Consider the following 16529-nt stretch of genomic DNA (forward strand, 5'->3'; position numbering starts at 1 on the left):
TGCCGCAGCCCTCGGCAGGCCGGTCAAAACCGCCGTCATCGGCGGGGGCCTGCTGGGCCTGGAGGCCGCCGCCGGGCTCATGAAGCTCGGCGCGGACGCCACCGTCATCAACGGCAGCGGCTGGCTCATGAACGCCCAGCTGGACGAGGGCGCCGGGCAGGCGCTGGGCCGCCTGGCCGCTGCCAAGGGCATCCGCGCCACCACCGGCAGCTACCCCGAGGCGATAGAGATGGGCGACGCCGGCCAGGTCACCGGGGTGCGCCTGGCCAGTGGCGCCGTGGTCGCCGCCGAGCTGGTGGTGTCCGCCGTGGGCGTGCGGCCCCGCGACGAACTGGCCCGGGACCAACACGGGAATGCCGCCCACGGTTTCACCCTGGGCCCGCGCGGCGGCGTGGAAATTGACGCGGCCTGCGCCACGGGCGTCCCCGGAGTCTGGGCCATCGGCGAGGTGGCCAGCTTCGGCGGCAGCTGCATGGGACTCGTGGCCCCCGCGAACACCATGGCGGAAATCGTGGCGGACCGGCTGCACGGCGGCACCGCAACGTTTCCCGGCTTTGACACGGCCACCAAGCTGAAGCTCTCCGGCGTGGACGTGGCCAGCTTCGGCGACGCCTTCGCGCAAACGCAGGACAGCCTGGAAGTGGTCTATGCGGACCCCGCCCGCGGCGTCTACCAAAAGATCGTCACGAGCCCCGACGCGAAAACCCTGCTGGGCGGCATCTTCGTGGGCGACGCAACGCCCTACACCAGCCTGCGCCCGCTGCTGGGCCGGGAGCTGCCTGCCGAGCCGGGGGCGTTCCTGTCGGCGGCCGGCGGGGGCGAGGCGCCCGGCGTCGAACTTCCCGATGACGCCATCCTGTGCTCCTGCAACAACATCTCCGCGGGCAGCATCCGGGACGCCGTCAACGGCTGCGGCAGCTGCGACGGCGCCGATCCGGTCCGGGACCTGCCCGGGCTGAAGGCCTGCACGCGCGCCGGCACCCAGTGCGGCTCCTGCGTGCCGCTGGTGAAAAAGCTCATGGAGGCCGAACTCGCCAAGTCCGGGATCTCCGTCTCCAAGGCCCTGTGCGAGCACTTCGCGATGACCCGGGCGGAACTTTTCGAGGCCGTGGGCGCGCTGGAACTGCGCAGCTTCCCGGCCATCCTGGCCCGGTTTGGCGCCGACGAGACTGCCCGGACGGGCCGCGGCTGCGACATCTGCAAGCCCACCGTGGCCTCGATCCTGGCCAGCCAGCACAGCGAATACGTGCTCGACGCCGGCCGCGGCACCCTGCAGGACACCAATGACCGCGCGCTGGCCAACATGCAAAAGGACGGCAGCTACTCCGTGGTCCCGCGCATTCCGGGCGGCGAAATCACGCCGGAGAAACTGGCCGTGATTGCCGCCGTCGCCCAGCAGTACGGCCTCTACACGAAGATCACCGGCGGCCAGCGGATCGACCTGTTCGGCGCCCGGCTGGAACAGCTGCCGGCCATCTGGAAGGTCCTGATCGACGCCGGCATGGAGTCCGGGCAGGCCTACGGGAAGTCGCTGCGCACCGTGAAATCGTGTGTGGGCTCCACCTGGTGCCGCTTCGGCGTGCAGGACTCGGTGGGCATGGCCATCGCGCTGGAACTGCGCTACCGGGGACTGCGCAGCCCGCACAAGATCAAGCTGGGCGTCTCCGGCTGTGCCCGCGAATGCGCCGAGGCCCGCGGCAAGGACGTGGGCGTGATCGCCACCGCGGACGGCTGGAACCTGTACGTGGGCGGCAACGGCGGCGCCACCCCGGCCCACGCGCAGCTGCTCGCCAAGGACCTCGACGATGCCACGCTCATCAGCTACATCGACCGCTACCTCATGTACTACATCCGCACCGCCGACAGGCTCCAGCGCACCGCCCGCTGGCAGGAAGAGCTCGACGGCGGCCTGGCGCACGTGGTGGACGTGGTGGTGAACGACTCCCTGGGCATCGCCGCGGACCTCGAGGCGGCCATGGCGCTGCACGTGGAGAACTATGAGGACGAATGGGCCGCCACCCTGGCCGACCCCGAACGGCTCCGGCGGTTCCGGCCCTTCATCAACGCCCCCGATGCGGCCGACGACGGCATCACGTTTGTGCCCGAACGCGGCCAGATCCGCCCCGCAACCGAGCAGGAAAAGGCAGGAGCACCATGATGACGCGCACCCGCACCCGCCGCGCCGGCCGCATCACCCTGGTGGGCGGCGGTCCCGGCCCGGCGGACCTGCTCACCGTCCGGGCCGTGCGCGCCCTGGCCACGGCTGACGTGGTCTATTTTGACCGGCTGGGACCCACCCGGGACCTGGCGGAGCTGGCCCCGCACGCGACCTTTGTGGACGTGGGCAAGACGCCGGGGCACCACCGGGTCCCGCAGCAGGAAATCCAGGTGCGCATGATCGACGGCGCCCGGGCGGGGCTGCATGTGGTCCGGCTCAAGGGCGGGGACCCGTTCGTGTTTGGCCGCGGAGGGGAGGAACTGGCCGCGGCAGTGGCGGCCGGCATCCCGGTCACGGTGGTGCCGGGCGTCTCCAGCGCCATCTCGGTGCCGGGCGCCGCGGGAATCCCCGTGACGCACCGCAATGTCAGCCACCTGTTCACGGTGGTGTCCGGCCACGCACCCCTGGAACCGCACGAATACCGGCACCTGGCCGGGCTGGGCGGGACCATCGTGGTGCTCATGGGCATCGGCACGCTGCCTTCCCTGGTGGCCGGGTTGCGCCTGGCGGGACTGTCGAATGTTACGCCGGTGGCCGTCGTCGAACGCGGTTTCAGTAACACGCAGCGCACCACCACGGCCACGCTGGGTAGCATTGTCAGCGCGTCGTCGGCCTGCCGCAATCCCGCGGTGATTGTCATTGGGGACGTGGTGGCCCTGGCGCACAGCGGCGGCCTGCCGGTGGCGGACTTTCTGCCGGGCTGCGTGCACGAAAGCCTGAAGCGCGCTTGAAGGAGCCCATGAACCGTTCGCCAGCCACAGCCCTGCCGCTGCAGGGATACCGGATCGGGGTGACCGCACACCGGCGCGCCGGGGACCTCATCGAGGCCCTGGAACGGCGCGGCGCCCGGGTTTTGCATGCGCCGGCGCTGCGGATCGCCCCCGTGGCGGACGATGAGGTGCTGCTCGCTGAGATTGCCGCCGTCATCGAGGCTGCGCCAGACATCGTGCTGGTCACCACGGCGTATGGGATGCGGCGCTGGTGCGAAGCTGCGGACGCCGCCGGGCGCGGGGAGGAACTGCTGGCCGTGCTGGCCCGGGCGGACATCTACGTGCGCGGGCCCAAGGCGCGCGGTGCCGTGCGTGCCGCCGGGCTGGACGACGCCGGCATCAGTGCGGATGAGACCACGGCGGCACTGACCGACATGGTGGTGGCCGCCGGGGTGCGCGGCAAGACGGTGGCCGTCCAGGTCCACGGTTTCACGGACGTTGCCGCCCTGGCCCGGCTGCGCGACGCCGGCGCAGACCTGCTGACGGTGACGCCGTACCGCTGGGTCAATGCCGAATCCGGGGACAGGCTGTCCCAGTTGATCGACGCCGTTGCCGACCGTGAGCTGGACGTCATCACGTTCACCAGCGCACCCGCCGCCGACGCCGTGCTGAGTGCGGCCGCCGAGTCCGGCCGGGGTGCTGAATTTCTGGCCGCGCTGCGGGGGTCGGAGCTGGGAGCCCCGCCAGGGCCAGGCGCGCTGCGGGGGGCGGCGCCGGGCGCCCCTGCCAACCCGGCCACCGCAGCTGGCGGGCAGGCCGCGGTGGTAAGCGCCGCCGTCGGGCCCGTCACGGCCGCACCGCTGCTGGCGGCGGGGATCACGCCCCTGGTGCCCGAGCGGTTCCGGATGGGCGCGCTGATCCGGCTGGTGTGCGAGCACCTTGAGGCGGCCGGTTCGCTGCGCGTGGAAACCGGCGCCGGGCTGCTGGAGGTGCGTGGCAGCGTGCTGCTGGCCGGCGGCATCCCGGTGCCGCTGGCGCCTGCGCCGCTCCACCTGCTGCGGGCCCTGATGGCGGCGGGAGGTGCGGTGCGGTCGCACGCCGAACTGGCTGCCGAGCTGGGCCCGGGTGAATCCGACAACGCCCTGCACATGGCCGTCAGCCGCCTGCGCGCCGCGCTCCCCGACCCCACCGTGGTGGAGACGGTGGTCAAGCGCGGCTACCGGCTCCGGGTGTAGCCCGACCCGGCGAGCGCCACCAGTTCGCCGGCGGGCCCGGCCAGCACGCGCGGCCCCTTCCAGACGGCCCGGATGCGCCGGTCCAGCTTGACGCCGGCCACCGGCACTTCCACCAGTTCACCGCGTTCGACGCCGGCGCGCACGGCAAAGTCGCTCAGCACGGCCGCCCCGGCGCCCGCCGTAACGGCGATCAGCACGGCCGGGTTGCTGCGAAGTTCCAGGGCGGGGGCCAGCTGGGCATGCCCGCGCAGGGCCCCCTCCAATGCCGTCCGGGTCCCCGAGCCGGCTTCCCTGACCACCAGTTCTGCCGCCGCCAGCTCGTGCGCCGAAAGCGGGGTTCCGCGCCGGGCCCAGGGATGGTCGGGGGCCACCACCACCACCAGCCGGTCGGCGGCCACCACCATGCGGCGGAGCCCGGAGGGGATGGTGGGGGACTCGACAAAGCCGACGTCGGCGCTCCCCTGGGCAACCTGCTCAAAGATGTGGCGGGAGTTTTCCACATCCAGTTCCACCAGGGTTTCGGGGTGGCTGCGCCTGAAGGCCGTGAGCCAGCCCGGCATCAGGTATTCGGCCACCGTCAGGCTGGCCCCCACGTGCAGGTGGCTGTTTTTCGCCGCGCCGAGCAATCCGGCCGAATGCAGCAGCCCGCGGATGCCCGCCACCACGGCCCGGGCCTCCGGCAGCAGCGCCCGGCCGGCGTCGGTCAGCCGGGACCCCGAGGCGGACCGGTCCAGCAGCGCCACGCCCAGTTCATGTTCCAGCCTGGCCATGGCACGGCTGGCGTTGGGCTGGGCCATGGCAACGCTCCGTGCGGCGGCACTGAGGCTTCCCTGCTCGGCGACGGCGACCAGCAGTTCCAGGGCGGCGGGATCGGGCCAGCGTGTGCTCATATCAAAACGATATACCTCCATCCCGTTTTGGCGGCTATCGCGACGGCGGCTTCCGGGAAACCATGGATACATGACCACCCAGGAACTTAAACACATTGATGCCGCCCTGCCCTCACCTCTGGAGCGGATCGTCTCCCGGTTCGGCACCTTCCTCCGCTCATGGGGGCCGGCACGCTGGAAGTCCCTGGCGCCCGGGCTGGCCGTTGCCGCCACGGCCGCCGCGGCAGCCCTGACCATCGCCTCCCTGTGGCCCGGTGCCAGCACCCTCCTGATCGCCATCATCATCGGGGTCCTGCTGCGCAACTTCGTCCCCCTCCCGGCGGTGCTGACGCCCGGCCTCAACTACGCCGCGAAAACCCTGCTGCGCGCCGGCGTCGTGCTGCTTGGCTACCAGCTGCTGGTGTCCGATGTGCTCTCCCTGGGCCCCGGCATGATCCTGGTGGTGGTGTGCATTGTTGGCCTGGGCATCACGGGTACCCTGCTGGTGGGAAAGTGGCTGGGGATCGGCCCCACCCAGCGGCTGCTGATTGCCTGCGGCTTCTCCATTTGCGGCGCGGCCGCGGTGGCCGCCGTCGACGGTGTCATTGAAACGAAGGAACGCCGTGAGGTGATGACCGCCGTCGCGCTGGTGGTGATTTTTGGGACGCTCATGATCCCCGTGGTGCCCGCTGCCGCGGCCCTGCTGGGACTGGGCAACTACGACGCCGGCCTGTGGGCGGGCGGTTCCATCCACGAAGTGGCGCAGGTGGTGGCGGCCGGCGGGACCATCGGCGGCGCGGCCCTCGGCATCGCCGTGATAGTCAAGCTGGCCCGCGTCCTCATGCTGGCCCCCGTCATGGCAGTCATCAGCGTCCAGCGGCGCCGGTCCATGGGAGCGTCGGACACTGCGCGCAAGCCTCCCATCATGCCGCTTTTTGTGCTGTGCTTCATCCTCATGATGGCCCTGCGTGCCAGCGGCTGGCTGCCCCCCGTGGCGCTGGACTGGTCCAAGACGGGGCAGAACTTCCTGCTGGCCGCGGCCATGTTCGCCCTTGGCACCGGCGTGCACGTGAAGTCGCTGCTGGCCGTGGGCTTCCGGCCGTTTGTCCTGGCGGCCATCTCCACCGTGTGGGTTGCCGGGCTGGCGCTGGGAGGCGTGCTGATTTTCGGCCGCCCGGTGTGACACCATTGATGCAACTGACCACCCACAGGAAGGGCACACCAATGACGCCGCACGCCTCATCCACACCCCAGGATGCCAGCACCGGGCTCGCCGCCTACATCGACCACACGCTCCTCAAGCCCGAAGCGTCCGAGGCGGACATCCTCCAGCTCTGCAAGGAAGCCGCCGAACACCACTTCAAGTCGGTCTGCGTCAACCCGCTCTGGGTGGAAACCGCCAAGCGTGCCCTGCGCGGGACGGGCGTGCTCACCTGCGCCGTGGTCGGATTCCCGCTCGGCGCGAACAACACGGACGTGAAGGTGTTCGAGGCCCGCGGAGCCACCATGGACGGTGCCGACGAGGTGGACATGGTCATCAACATTGCCGCCGCCCGCGCCCTCGACAAGGAGACCCTGGTGAACGACATCTCCGCCGTCGCCGAGGTGGTCCACGGCGAGGAATCCCTGCTGAAGGTCATCATTGAAACCTCGCTGCTCAGCGACGCGGAGAAGGTGCTGGCGTGCCAGGCCGCCGTCGAGGCCGGGGCGGACTACGTCAAGACCTCCACGGGCTTCAACGGCGGGGGCGCCACGGCGCAGGACGTGGCCCTGATGCGCCAGACGGTGGGCCCGAACATCGGCGTCAAGGCCTCCGGCGGAGTCCGCAGCCGCGAAAAGGCCGAGGAAATGATCGCCGCCGGCGCCACCCGCATCGGCACCAGCTCCGGGATCGCCATTGTCACCGGCGCGCAGGGCACGGGCTCCTACTAAAACGTACTAAGATCGGTGGTAGATCAGAGTGCCGGACGTCCGGTGCACCCACCAGGATCCCCGTTTTTGGGGTTAGGAGGAACCGTGTCCAACGGCAGCTACCGTCGCGAGAACAACCTTGCGCAGTCCGTCATCATGTTTGTTATTTTCTTTGGCCTGTTCGTTGGCGGCATTTTCGCCATGTCGTTCTGGAGCCTGGAAACCCCCGAGCACGCGTTCATCCCCGGCATCATCGCGTTTGCCTGCGTGTTCCTTGCCCTGGTCATCCCGCTGACGTGGATCGGCCGCTCGGACTCTGCCGGAGAGTAACCCCTTCTCCCCAACTGTGCGTCAGAAAGTGCACGGATTTGGCTAGTTTTCCGCCGAATCGCTGCAGTTTCTGACGCACAGTTTTTTTAATGCACGACGGCGGCACCCGCCGGCCCCGCCACAGTCCTACGGCGCCGGCGCAGGGACCACCTCAAAAATCGCCTCCAGCACGCCCTCCGCCCACGAAAGCACCTCGGCGTCGGCCAGGTCGCGGCCGCCAACCCGGGCCGTCTTCGGCTTGGGGATCAGGATCGCATTCAGCGCGGGCTTCACCATGGACCCCGGGTACATGCGGTTCAGGCGCATCTGCTTGGACTCAGGCAGGTCCGCCGGCGCAAACTTGATGAAGTTGCCCTGCAGCGCCACATCGGACAGGCCCGCGGCGCGTGCGTGGACCTTGAACCGGGCCACGGCAATCAGGTTCACGGCGGCCGGGGGCAGCTCGCCGTAGCGGTCCACCAGCTCGGCCACGACGTCGTCGATCTCCACCAGCGACACCGCGGCCGCCAGCTTCCTATACGCCTCCAGGCGCAGGCGCTCCCCCGGCACGTAGTCGTGCGGGAGGTGCGCGTTGACGGGCAGCTCAATCTTCATCTCCGCCACCCGGTCCTCGCCCTCACCCCGGAACGAAGCCACGGCCTCGCCCACCAGGCGGATGTACAGGTCAAAACCCACGCCCTGGATGTGGCCGGACTGCTCCCCGCCCAGCAGGTTGCCGGCGCCGCGGATCTCCAGGTCCTTCATGGCCAGCGCCATGCCCGCCCCGAGCTCGTTGTGGGCCGCCACGGCCTTGAGCCGCTCCAGCGCCACCTCACCCAGCGGCTTGTCCGCCGGGTAGAGGAAGTAGGCATACGCCCGTTCGCGGCCGCGGCCCACACGCCCGCGCAGCTGGTGCAGCTGGGCCAGGCCGTAGTTGTTGGCCTGCTCCACGATCAGGGTGTTGGCGTTGGAGATGTCCAGGCCGGTCTCGATGATGGTGGTGCACACCAGCACGTCAAAGCGCTTCTCCCAGAAGTCCACGATGATCTGCTCCAGCCGGGACTCGGACATCTGCCCGTGCGCCACGGCAATCCGGGCGTCCGGCACCAGCTGCTGGATGTGCGCGGCGGTGCGGTCAATGGATTTAACCCGGTTGTGCACATAAAAAACCTGGCCTTCGCGCATCAGTTCGCGCCGGATCGCGGCGGCCACCTGCTTGTCCGTGTACCCGCCGACGTACGTCAGGACGGGGTGCCGCTCCTCCGGCGGGGTGGCCAGCGTGGACGTTTCGCGAATGCCCGTCATGGACATTTCCAGCGTGCGCGGGATGGGCGTGGCGCTCATGGCCAGCACATCCACATTGGTGCGCATCTTCTTCAGCGCCTCCTTGTGCTCCACGCCGAAGCGCTGTTCCTCGTCCACAATCACCAGGCCCAGGTCCTTGAAGCCAAAGTCCTTGGACAGCAGCCGGTGCGTGCCGATCACCACGTCCACGGCGCCGGAGCGCACGCCGTCCATGATTTCCTTGGATTCCTTGCCCGTCTGGAACCGCGAAAGCGGCCGCACCCGGATGGGGAAGCCGGAAAAGCGCTCGTTGAACGTCTCATAGTGCTGCTGCGCCAGCAGCGTGGTGGGCACCAGCACAGCCACCTGCTTGCCGTCCTGCACGGCCTTGAACGCGGCGCGGACGGCGATTTCGGTCTTGCCGTAGCCCACGTCGCCGGAAATCAGGCGGTCCATGGGCACTTCCTTCTCCATGTCCGCCTTGACCTCGTTGATGGCGATGAGCTGGTCCGGCGTCTCCACGTACGGGAACGCCTCCTCCAGCTCGGCCTGCCAGGGCGTGTCCGGCCCGAACGCGTGCCCCTTGGACGCCATGCGCGCCGAGTACAGCCGGATCAGGTCGGCCGCAATTTCCTTCACCGCCTTGCGCGCCTTGGACTTGGTCGCCGCCCAGTCCGATCCGCCCATCTTGGACAACGACGGCGCGTCCCCGCCCACGTAGGCCGTCACCTGGTCCAGCTGGTCGGTGGGCACAAACAGCCTGTCCCCCGGCGCCCCGCGCTTTGACGGCGCGTATTCGAGGACCAGGTATTCGCGCAGCCCCACCCCGCCGGCGGTTGAGCCTGTCGAAACCCCGGCCACCTTCCGCTGGATCAGCTCCACAAACTTGCCCACGCCGTGCTGTTCATGCACCACGAAGTCGCCAGCGTGCAGCTGCAGCGGGTCCACCACGTTGCGCCGCTTCGAGGGCAGCTTGCGCATGTCCTTGGTGGAGACCGCCGAGGCCCGCCCCAGCAGGTCGGCCTCGGTCAACAGGCCCAGCTTGAGCGAGTCAAGCACAAAGCCGCGGCCCACGTCCGCCGTCGTCACCTCAATGATGCCCGGCTGCGGCCTCTCGGCCAGCGATTCCACGCGCGACGCCGGGATGTTGGCTTCGTGGAACAGCTCGGCCAGGCGCTGGGCGGGTCCGGGGCCCTCGGTGGCCACCACCACGCGCCACTGGTCCTTCACGCGGGAGCCGATGAACTCCATCATTTCGGCCACATCCCCGCGGTAGCCGCGCGGTTCCCGGGCGTGGAGGTTGACGGAATCGACGTCCAGGACCAGTTCGTCGTCCTGGGCCAGGGACGTGATGGACCACCACCCCACGCCGTGCTCCAGGGCGGCGGAGCGGGTCTCGGCCAGGGACTTAAAGGAGGCGGCGTCCAGGTTGATGCCCTGGGCGGCAAGCCCCTGGGATGCGAGGTCCAGCGGGGCCGTGCCACCGTCGGACGCGGTGGACCAGGCGGCCTCCAGGAATTCCTCGTTGGTGGATTCGAGGTCGTGAGCGCGGGCCCGGACCTTTTCCGGCTCCAGCAGCACGGCGATGGACCCGGCCGGGAACAGCGAGGCCAGCGGCACCATGCCGTCCACCAGCGCCGGAGCCAGCGATTCCATGCCCTCCACGGCAATGCCGCCGGCAATTTTTTCCAGCATTGCGACCGCCGCGGGCATGCTGTTCTTCAGTTTCGCGGCCCGGCCCATGACGGTGGGCGTGATGAGAATTTCACGGCACGGCGGCGCGTAGAGCTCGGTGGGCTGGGCCACCTCGCCCTTGACCGAGTGCAGCGAGCGCTGGTCGGCAATGGAGAACCAGCGCATGGCCTCCACCTCATCGCCGAAAAATTCGATCCGGATGGGGTGGTTTTCGGTGGGCGGGAACACGTCCAAAATGCCGCCGCGCACGGCAAATTCGCCGCGGTGCGTGACCATGTCCACGCGCGCGTAGGCGGCGTCGGCCAGCCGTTGGACCAGCTCCGTGAACGGGACCTCCTCGCCCACCTTGACGCGGACCGGCACCAGCTCGCCCAGGCCGGCCACAATCGGCTGGACCACCGCACGGATAGGTGCCACAACAACGCGAAGGTGGGTGCCGGCGTCGTACTCGGGATGGGCCAGGCGGCGCAGCACGGCCAGGCGGCGGCCCACGGTGTCGGAGCGCGGTGAGAGGCGTTCATGCGGGAGGGTTTCCCAGCTGGGGAACTCGGCCACGGCGGCCTCGGGCAGGAAGGAGCGGAGGGCGGCCACGGTGTCCTCGGCCTCGCGGCCCGTGGCGGTCACGGCCAGCACGACGCCGGGTCCCCCACCGTGTGCCCCGGCTTCAGCGAGCCCGTCGGCCAGTTCGGCGAGCAGCACCGGGCGCATGCCGGAGGGCGCGCTGAAGGACAGGTCGGTGCTGCGCTGTGCGGGATCGGCGGAGGCATAGGTGCGGACCCGGGCAAAAATGGGGTCCTCGGCCAGGGCAAGGCGCAGGCCTGCAAGACTCATGGGCTGAAATTCTCCTTGAAACGGCGGCGCCGCGGGGGCTGGCGAATGGCACGTGAACAGCACGAAAACCCGGAATTCACAATGAATGCCGGGACGTCCCCAGCTTACTCCGGGCACGGCGCGTCAGGGTATTCTAAGAGCTGCTCCCCGCCCCAAACCCCTTCGGAGGAACCATGGCACTCGCCGCTTCGACCACCCTTTCCGCCCCGGCCCAGCGCGTCACGGACGTCTTCACGAACGAAGAATTCATCAAGCACGTCAGCTTCACGGTGGGCGGCGAGCTGAAGTCCTACGAGATCAGCGGCCCCACCACCGGCGCGTTCACCACCAAGACCGTGCGCACCCTGCCCACCACGCGCATGCCCGACATTGCCCGCAAGGTGGTGGGCGACACCCTGACCGTCACGCAGCTGGAGGAATGGGACGCCCCGGCCGCCGACGGTTCACGCAGCAACCGCATCACGCTCACCGTGGCCAAGGCTCCGCTGGACGTCACGGCCGTGCAGAAGCTCTCCGTCTCCGGGGAGTCCACGCTGGTGGAGCTCACGGGCGAGGTGAAGTCGTCCATTCCGTTCCTGGGCGCGAAGATTGCCGGCGCGGCCGAGCCCGTCATCGGCAAGGCGCTGAACCTGCAGGCCACCCTGGCCCAGGAATGGTTGAACGAACACCCCTGACGTGTACGGCTGGCCCTGAGTCCGGCTTATTCGGCCCACGTTCGCCGAGTGTACATAGGTCCGCCCAGGTTTGCCGAGTGTACATATACGGCGACAGGGCGGCCCGCCAGATCGCCAGAGATGTACTCTCGAATCCCACGGCTCGTCCACGGCACTGACCCGACAGGCCCACCTTCCGCCGAGTGTACATATACGGCGACAGGGCCGGCCCCTGGATCGCCAGAAATGTACAGTCGAATCCCACAGCTCTTCCACGGCGGTCAGTTCGCAGCGATGGCGACTTAGACCTGGGCTAAGTCGCCATCCCTGCTGACTCGCGTGGTGGGGGGCCGTCAGAGTGCACAAATTGGGTCCATGACAACCGGCGGTGCAGCTCCTGCGACCATTCCGGCGCCCAACCCGCAAGAGCTGCACCACCAAACCCCGACACGGCCCCCAACCCGCAGGAGCTGCACCACCGAATCCATAATGACGAGGTGGAGGCACTGACCCGGCGGTCAGTTCGCAGCGATGGCGACGTAGACCTGGGCTAAGTCGCCATCCCTGCTGACTCACGGGCCGACGCACGTGCAGGGCGGCCGTCGGGGTGCACAAATTGGGTCCATGACAATCGGTGGTGCAGCTCCTGCGACCATTTCGGCGCCCAACCCGCAGGAGCTGCACCACCAAACCCCGACACAGCCCCCAACCCGCAGGAGCTGCACCACCAAACCAACAATGGCGAGGTGGAGGCTCTTCCACGCCGATCAGTTCGCAGCGATGGCGACTTAGCCAACGTCTAAGTCGCCATCGCTGCTGACTCACGTGCCGGACGGCCGTCACCGCCCCGGCCCCCCCGACACGCCGTGCACCGTTACCGTTTTGTTATCTGGGCCTCCTTTCGGGTAACGTGTTTATCGGTCTCCCAAGAGCGTCCGGCACAGTCCGGGCACCTGCACTTGCGTCGGCGGCCGCGTTCGCCGAGAGCCTGGGGGTTCTCCAGCCGGACGCATTGCTGCCGCACCGAAGCACGCCCCCAGCACGCCGCTACAAGACAGCTGCGTCCCAACCCGGGAGATCCATGCCCTTTAAGCACATCCCTGCCCACCGCAACGACGCGCCGACAAGCACAAACGCCCGCAAGGCACCAGGCCGCAAAACACTCATGATCCTGACGGTCGGCGCCCTGGCCCTGACCGGTTGCGGCATCGCAACTACCGCCTCACTGGCAAGCGCCCCCTCCGCCGAGCTCGCCTCGGTACACTCATCAGTGCACAAGTCGACCCACAAGTCCGACGACCGCACGGAAGGACGGGATCGCACGGAAAAGCACACAGCCAAGCCCACGGCAAAGCCCAGCCCCTCCGCCACGCCGTCGCCCACGCCAAGCACGACGCCGCAGCCCACTACCAGCCCCACGGCGGCTCCCAGCCCCTCACCGAGCACAGCGCCGGCTCCGAGCCCCACCTCAAGTCCCAGCCCGAGCACGGCCCCGATCACCAACCCCATTACCCTGCCTGCCCCTGCACCGTCGGGTGACGGAACCACGGCCGCCGCCAAATTCGGCTGGGGCTCCGTTGTGGCCGGCGACGAGTTCAACTACACAGGCGCCCCCGACTCCACCAGGTGGAGCGTGTACAACAGCGCCGGCCACGCGGGCAACGGCACGCGCACGCCGTCGGCCTGGTCCGTAGCCAACGGAGTGGCAACGGTCAAGGGCGACTCAGCCGGGAACACCGGAGGCATGTCGGCCAAGTTTGCCCAGCAAAAGTACGGGCGCTGGGAAACCCGGATGCGCACCAACGCCCGGGACCCGCAGTACCACCCCGTGCTGATCCTGTGGCCCAACAACAACACCACGAACAAGTGTGCGGAGATCGACTACGCCGAGGGCAATGAAGAGACCACGAAGATGAAGTTCTTCCTGCACTACGCGTGCGGCGGCTCCAACTTCCAGACCACCACCGCCACCACGGTTGACACCACCCAGTGGCACAACTACGCCGTGGAGTGGACCCCCACCTCCATCACCGGCTACATTGACGGCGTCAAGACGTTCACCGACACCGATCCGTCCCACCAGCCCGACAACGGCATGCACCAGACACTGCAGCTGGACTGGTTCCCCAGCGGCGCGGCCACTGCCCCGTCGCAGATGCAGGTGGATTGGGTCCGCGTGTACAAGTAGCACCACCTGCCACCCACGTAAAACAAGCAAAAAAACAAGTAGCGCTGCGGCCAAGTCAAGTAGGCCGCAGCGCTTCTTGCTGTCCGGCCGCGGCGTACTCTAGGCCTAGCCGCTGAAGAAAACGCCAGTGAAACAAAGGGAAAACACTGGAAGAACGCTCTTCAGTTCGGTGTCAGCAAGGTCTCTCCAAGGTCTTCGTTTCTTAATATCATTGCCGCCGGCCGCCACTGGGATGCAGCCCCCGGCAAGGGACACGCAGCCCCATCCGGGACCGCAGTGTCCTTCCGCTTAACGTGGAGGAAGCAATGACATATTTGGGGCCAACACCAGCCGCCAAAACCGTGCCCAGCCATGGGCACCCGGACCATGGACATCAGGACCATGGACATCAGGACCAGGGCCATCAAGACCATGCCAACAAGGACCAGTGGGATGACGCCCGCTGGGAGCATAACGAGTGGCGCCAAGACCTGGCCGCCGCCCACACCACCGGACGACATCCATCCGTCAGCCTGGTGATCCCCACCCTCAATGAGGCCCGCAACCTGCCATGGGTGCTGCGCCGCATCCCGGATTTCGTGGACCAGGTGCTCATTGTGGACGGCCGCTCCGAGGATGACACCGTTGAGGTGGCCCGCGCCGTGCGGCCCAGCGTGGAGATTGTCCTTGAACCCGAGAAGGGCAAGGGCGCCGCCATCCGCGCCGGCTTCGCCGCCAGCACCGGGGATCTCATAGTGATGATCGACGGCGACGGCAGCATGGACCCGGGCGAAATCGGCTGGTATACAGCGTTGCTGAGCAGCGGTTTCGACTTCGTCAAGGGCTCCCGCTACCTCACCGGCGGCACCTCGGATGACCTCACGTGGCTCCGCGGACAAGGCAACCGGGCGCTCACGGGCCTGGCCAACGCCGCCTGCCACCGCCATTTCTCCGACCTTTGCTACGGGTACGTGGGACTGCGCCGCCAATGCCTGCCCCTCCTGGAACTCTCGTCCAGCGGCTTTGAAATCGAGACTGAACTGGCGGTCCGCGCATCGCTGGCGGGCCTGCGCATAGCCGAAGTCCCCACGCACGAATGGAACCGGCTCTCCGGAAACTCCAACCTGCGCACCTTCCGGGACGGCTGGCGCGTGCTCCACACCTTGGTGCGGGAGTGGTCGGCCTGGGATTCGCCCACGGCGGGGGCCATGGCGGAGTCCATGCAGCGGATCCACTACCAGGAACTACCGGTGGACATCAGCCGGTCCCCTTCGGATCCAGCTGAACTGCTCCACCCCGCCCCATTGCTCCGCCCGGCGATGGGGGCCTGAGATGGATGCCGAAATGAGACCCCAAACGCCGGCCCAAAGGCCCGTCCAAAGGCTAGCCCAACCACCCGCCGGCAAGAAGGCGTCCCTCCCCACGGCCACCGTGGTGATCTGCGCCTACACGGAGGAGCGCTGGGACTGGCTGCAGCAGGCCATCGCCTCCGTCCAGTCCCAAAGCGTTGCCCCGCACGAGCTCATCATTGTGGTGGACCACAACCTGACGCTGCAAAAGCGGCTCCTGCACCAGGTCACGGGCGCCTACACGCTGGAAAACAACGGCGCCAAGGGCCTTTCCGGGGCCAGGAACACGGGCGTGCTGGCGGCCACGGGAGAGATTGTGGCCTTCCTGGACGACGACGTCGTGGCGCACCCTGACTGGCTCCGACGCCAGTTGGAGCTGTACGACGATCCAGCGGTGTACGCCGTCGGCGGGCAAATCGACCCGCTCTGGGAAAACGGCCGCCCCGCCCACTTCCCGCACGAACTCGACTGGATCGTGGGCTGCTCCTACCGCGGCCTGCCGAGGGTTGCCGCGCAGGTCCGCAATGTCATTGGCGCCAGCATGTCCTTCCGCCGCTCCGTCTTTGAGGACGCCGGCCTGTTCGATGAACGCATGGGCCGCACGTCTTCCCCGCGCGGCTGCGAGGAGACGGAGCTGTGCATCCGCACGGCGGCCCTTCGCCCGGGCGGCCGGGTGGTCTACGAGCCGGCTTCGCTGGTGCAGCACCACGTCACGGCGGCCCGCACCACCATGGGCTACATGCTGGCGAGGTCGTGGGGCGAGGGCATCTCGAAGGCGCAAATCTCCGCGCTGCCGGGGGCACCGCGGCGGCTGGCGCCGGAACGCCGCTACGTCTCCGAGGTGCTGCCCAAGGCAGTGATCCGCAGCCTGGCCGACGGCGGCACTGCCGGCCTGGCGCGCAGCGGAGCCATTCTTTCCGTGTTGGCTGCAACCGCGGCCGGCTACTTGGTGGAGCGGGCACGGCGCCCGCTGGCCTCGGTGCACGCCCCGCGGCGCGGCGCCGGCAAGATGGAGGCGGCGTCATGACCAGCAAGAGAACTACATTCCGCAACATTGTGATGGCGGCGGCGCTGACGCTTGCCTCCGCAACGGCTGCCGCGGCGTCCACCCCGCCGCCCACCGGCTCGCCCACCGCGACCGCGCCAACCACGGCAGCAAGTCAAAGCCCGACGGCGGCCAGCCCGACGACGGCGACGGCTACGACGGCGGCGCCCAAGACGACCACGGCGGCACCCGCCGTGTCAGCGCCAAGCAAGCTGACCGGCGTCGAGCTTAAGGCAAAACCATCGCCCAAGCC

Annotated in this window: 13 protein-coding genes; 11 read left to right on the plus strand and 2 right to left on the minus strand. The window is 68.6% G+C overall.

All coding sequences use genetic code 11. The annotated features are described in order from the left end of the window. The 3 genes from nirB to LPN03_RS18635 all read left to right on the plus strand — a co-directional run. On the plus strand, positions 1 to 2158 hold a 2158-nt coding region (gene nirB, locus LPN03_RS18625; protein WP_262455456.1), incomplete at its 5' end, for a nitrite reductase large subunit NirB. Beyond that, positions 2155 to 2949: a uroporphyrinogen-III C-methyltransferase gene (gene cobA, locus LPN03_RS18630; RefSeq protein WP_262455457.1), complete on the plus strand. Its 795-nt coding sequence runs from the start codon at positions 2155 to 2157 to the stop codon at positions 2947 to 2949. The genes nirB and cobA, both read left to right, overlap by 4 nt. Positions 2950 to 2957: 8 nt before the next feature. Continuing rightward, the gene (locus tag LPN03_RS18635) at positions 2958 to 4163 is read left to right on the plus strand and encodes a uroporphyrinogen-III synthase (protein WP_262455458.1); all 1206 of its coding nucleotides are present in this window, start codon (positions 2958 to 2960) and stop codon (positions 4161 to 4163) included. Here the strand turns inward: LPN03_RS18635 and LPN03_RS18640 are convergent. Beyond that, positions 4145 to 5053, minus strand: a complete 909-nt coding sequence (locus tag LPN03_RS18640) for a LysR family transcriptional regulator (protein ID WP_165181560.1) — start codon at positions 5051 to 5053, stop codon at positions 4145 to 4147. The two genes, LPN03_RS18635 and LPN03_RS18640, sit on opposite strands and share 19 nt — an antisense overlap. Positions 5054 to 5123: 70 nt before the next feature. Here LPN03_RS18640 and LPN03_RS18645 point away from each other — a divergent pair, with 70 nt between their 5' ends. The 3 genes from LPN03_RS18645 (at position 5124) to LPN03_RS18655 (ending at position 7273) form a co-directional block, all read left to right on the plus strand. Continuing rightward, complete coding sequence (locus tag LPN03_RS18645; RefSeq protein WP_165181561.1) at positions 5124 to 6215, plus strand: YeiH family protein; 1092 nt, start codon at positions 5124 to 5126, stop codon at positions 6213 to 6215. A gap of 41 nt (positions 6216 to 6256) precedes the next feature. Further along, positions 6257 to 6964, plus strand: coding sequence for a deoxyribose-phosphate aldolase (gene deoC, locus LPN03_RS18650; protein WP_262455459.1), 708 nt, complete (start codon positions 6257 to 6259; stop codon positions 6962 to 6964). Positions 6965 to 7048: 84 nt separating this feature from the next. Next, positions 7049 to 7273: a hypothetical protein gene (locus LPN03_RS18655; RefSeq protein WP_165181563.1), complete on the plus strand. Its 225-nt coding sequence runs from the start codon at positions 7049 to 7051 to the stop codon at positions 7271 to 7273. Between the two features lie 126 nt (positions 7274 to 7399). Here LPN03_RS18655 and mfd read toward each other — a convergent pair whose 3' ends face one another. After that, the gene (gene mfd, locus LPN03_RS18660) at positions 7400 to 11062 is read right to left on the minus strand and encodes a transcription-repair coupling factor (RefSeq protein ID WP_262455460.1); all 3663 of its coding nucleotides are present in this window, start codon (positions 11060 to 11062) and stop codon (positions 7400 to 7402) included. Positions 11063 to 11235: 173 nt separating this feature from the next. Between mfd and LPN03_RS18665 the strand changes: the two genes are divergently transcribed. The 5 genes from LPN03_RS18665 to LPN03_RS18685 form a co-directional block, all read left to right on the plus strand. Then, positions 11236 to 11736: a DUF2505 domain-containing protein gene (locus LPN03_RS18665; RefSeq protein WP_165181565.1), complete on the plus strand. Its 501-nt coding sequence runs from the start codon at positions 11236 to 11238 to the stop codon at positions 11734 to 11736. Between the two features lie 1060 nt (positions 11737 to 12796). Then, positions 12797 to 13903 (plus strand): family 16 glycosylhydrolase, encoded by a 1107-nt coding sequence (locus tag LPN03_RS18670; protein ID WP_240901785.1) that lies wholly within the window; start codon positions 12797 to 12799, stop codon positions 13901 to 13903. Positions 13904 to 14208: 305 nt separating this feature from the next. Then, positions 14209 to 15213: a glycosyltransferase family 2 protein gene (locus LPN03_RS18675; RefSeq protein WP_262455461.1), complete on the plus strand. Its 1005-nt coding sequence runs from the start codon at positions 14209 to 14211 to the stop codon at positions 15211 to 15213. 13 nt (positions 15214 to 15226) lie between these two features. Beyond that, positions 15227 to 16258 carry a glycosyltransferase family 2 protein gene (locus LPN03_RS18680; RefSeq protein ID WP_262455462.1) on the plus strand — a complete coding sequence of 344 codons (1032 nt, stop codon included), beginning with the start codon at positions 15227 to 15229 and terminating at the stop codon, positions 16256 to 16258. Continuing rightward, the coding region (locus LPN03_RS18685) for a hypothetical protein (RefSeq protein WP_262455463.1) at positions 16255 to 16529 on the plus strand (275 nt) is incomplete at its 3' end. The genes LPN03_RS18680 and LPN03_RS18685, both read left to right, overlap by 4 nt.

Source organism: Arthrobacter sp. A2-55 (assembly GCF_025548615.1).
In the GTDB taxonomy this organism is placed as follows: domain Bacteria; phylum Actinomycetota; class Actinomycetes; order Actinomycetales; family Micrococcaceae; genus Specibacter; species Specibacter silviterrae.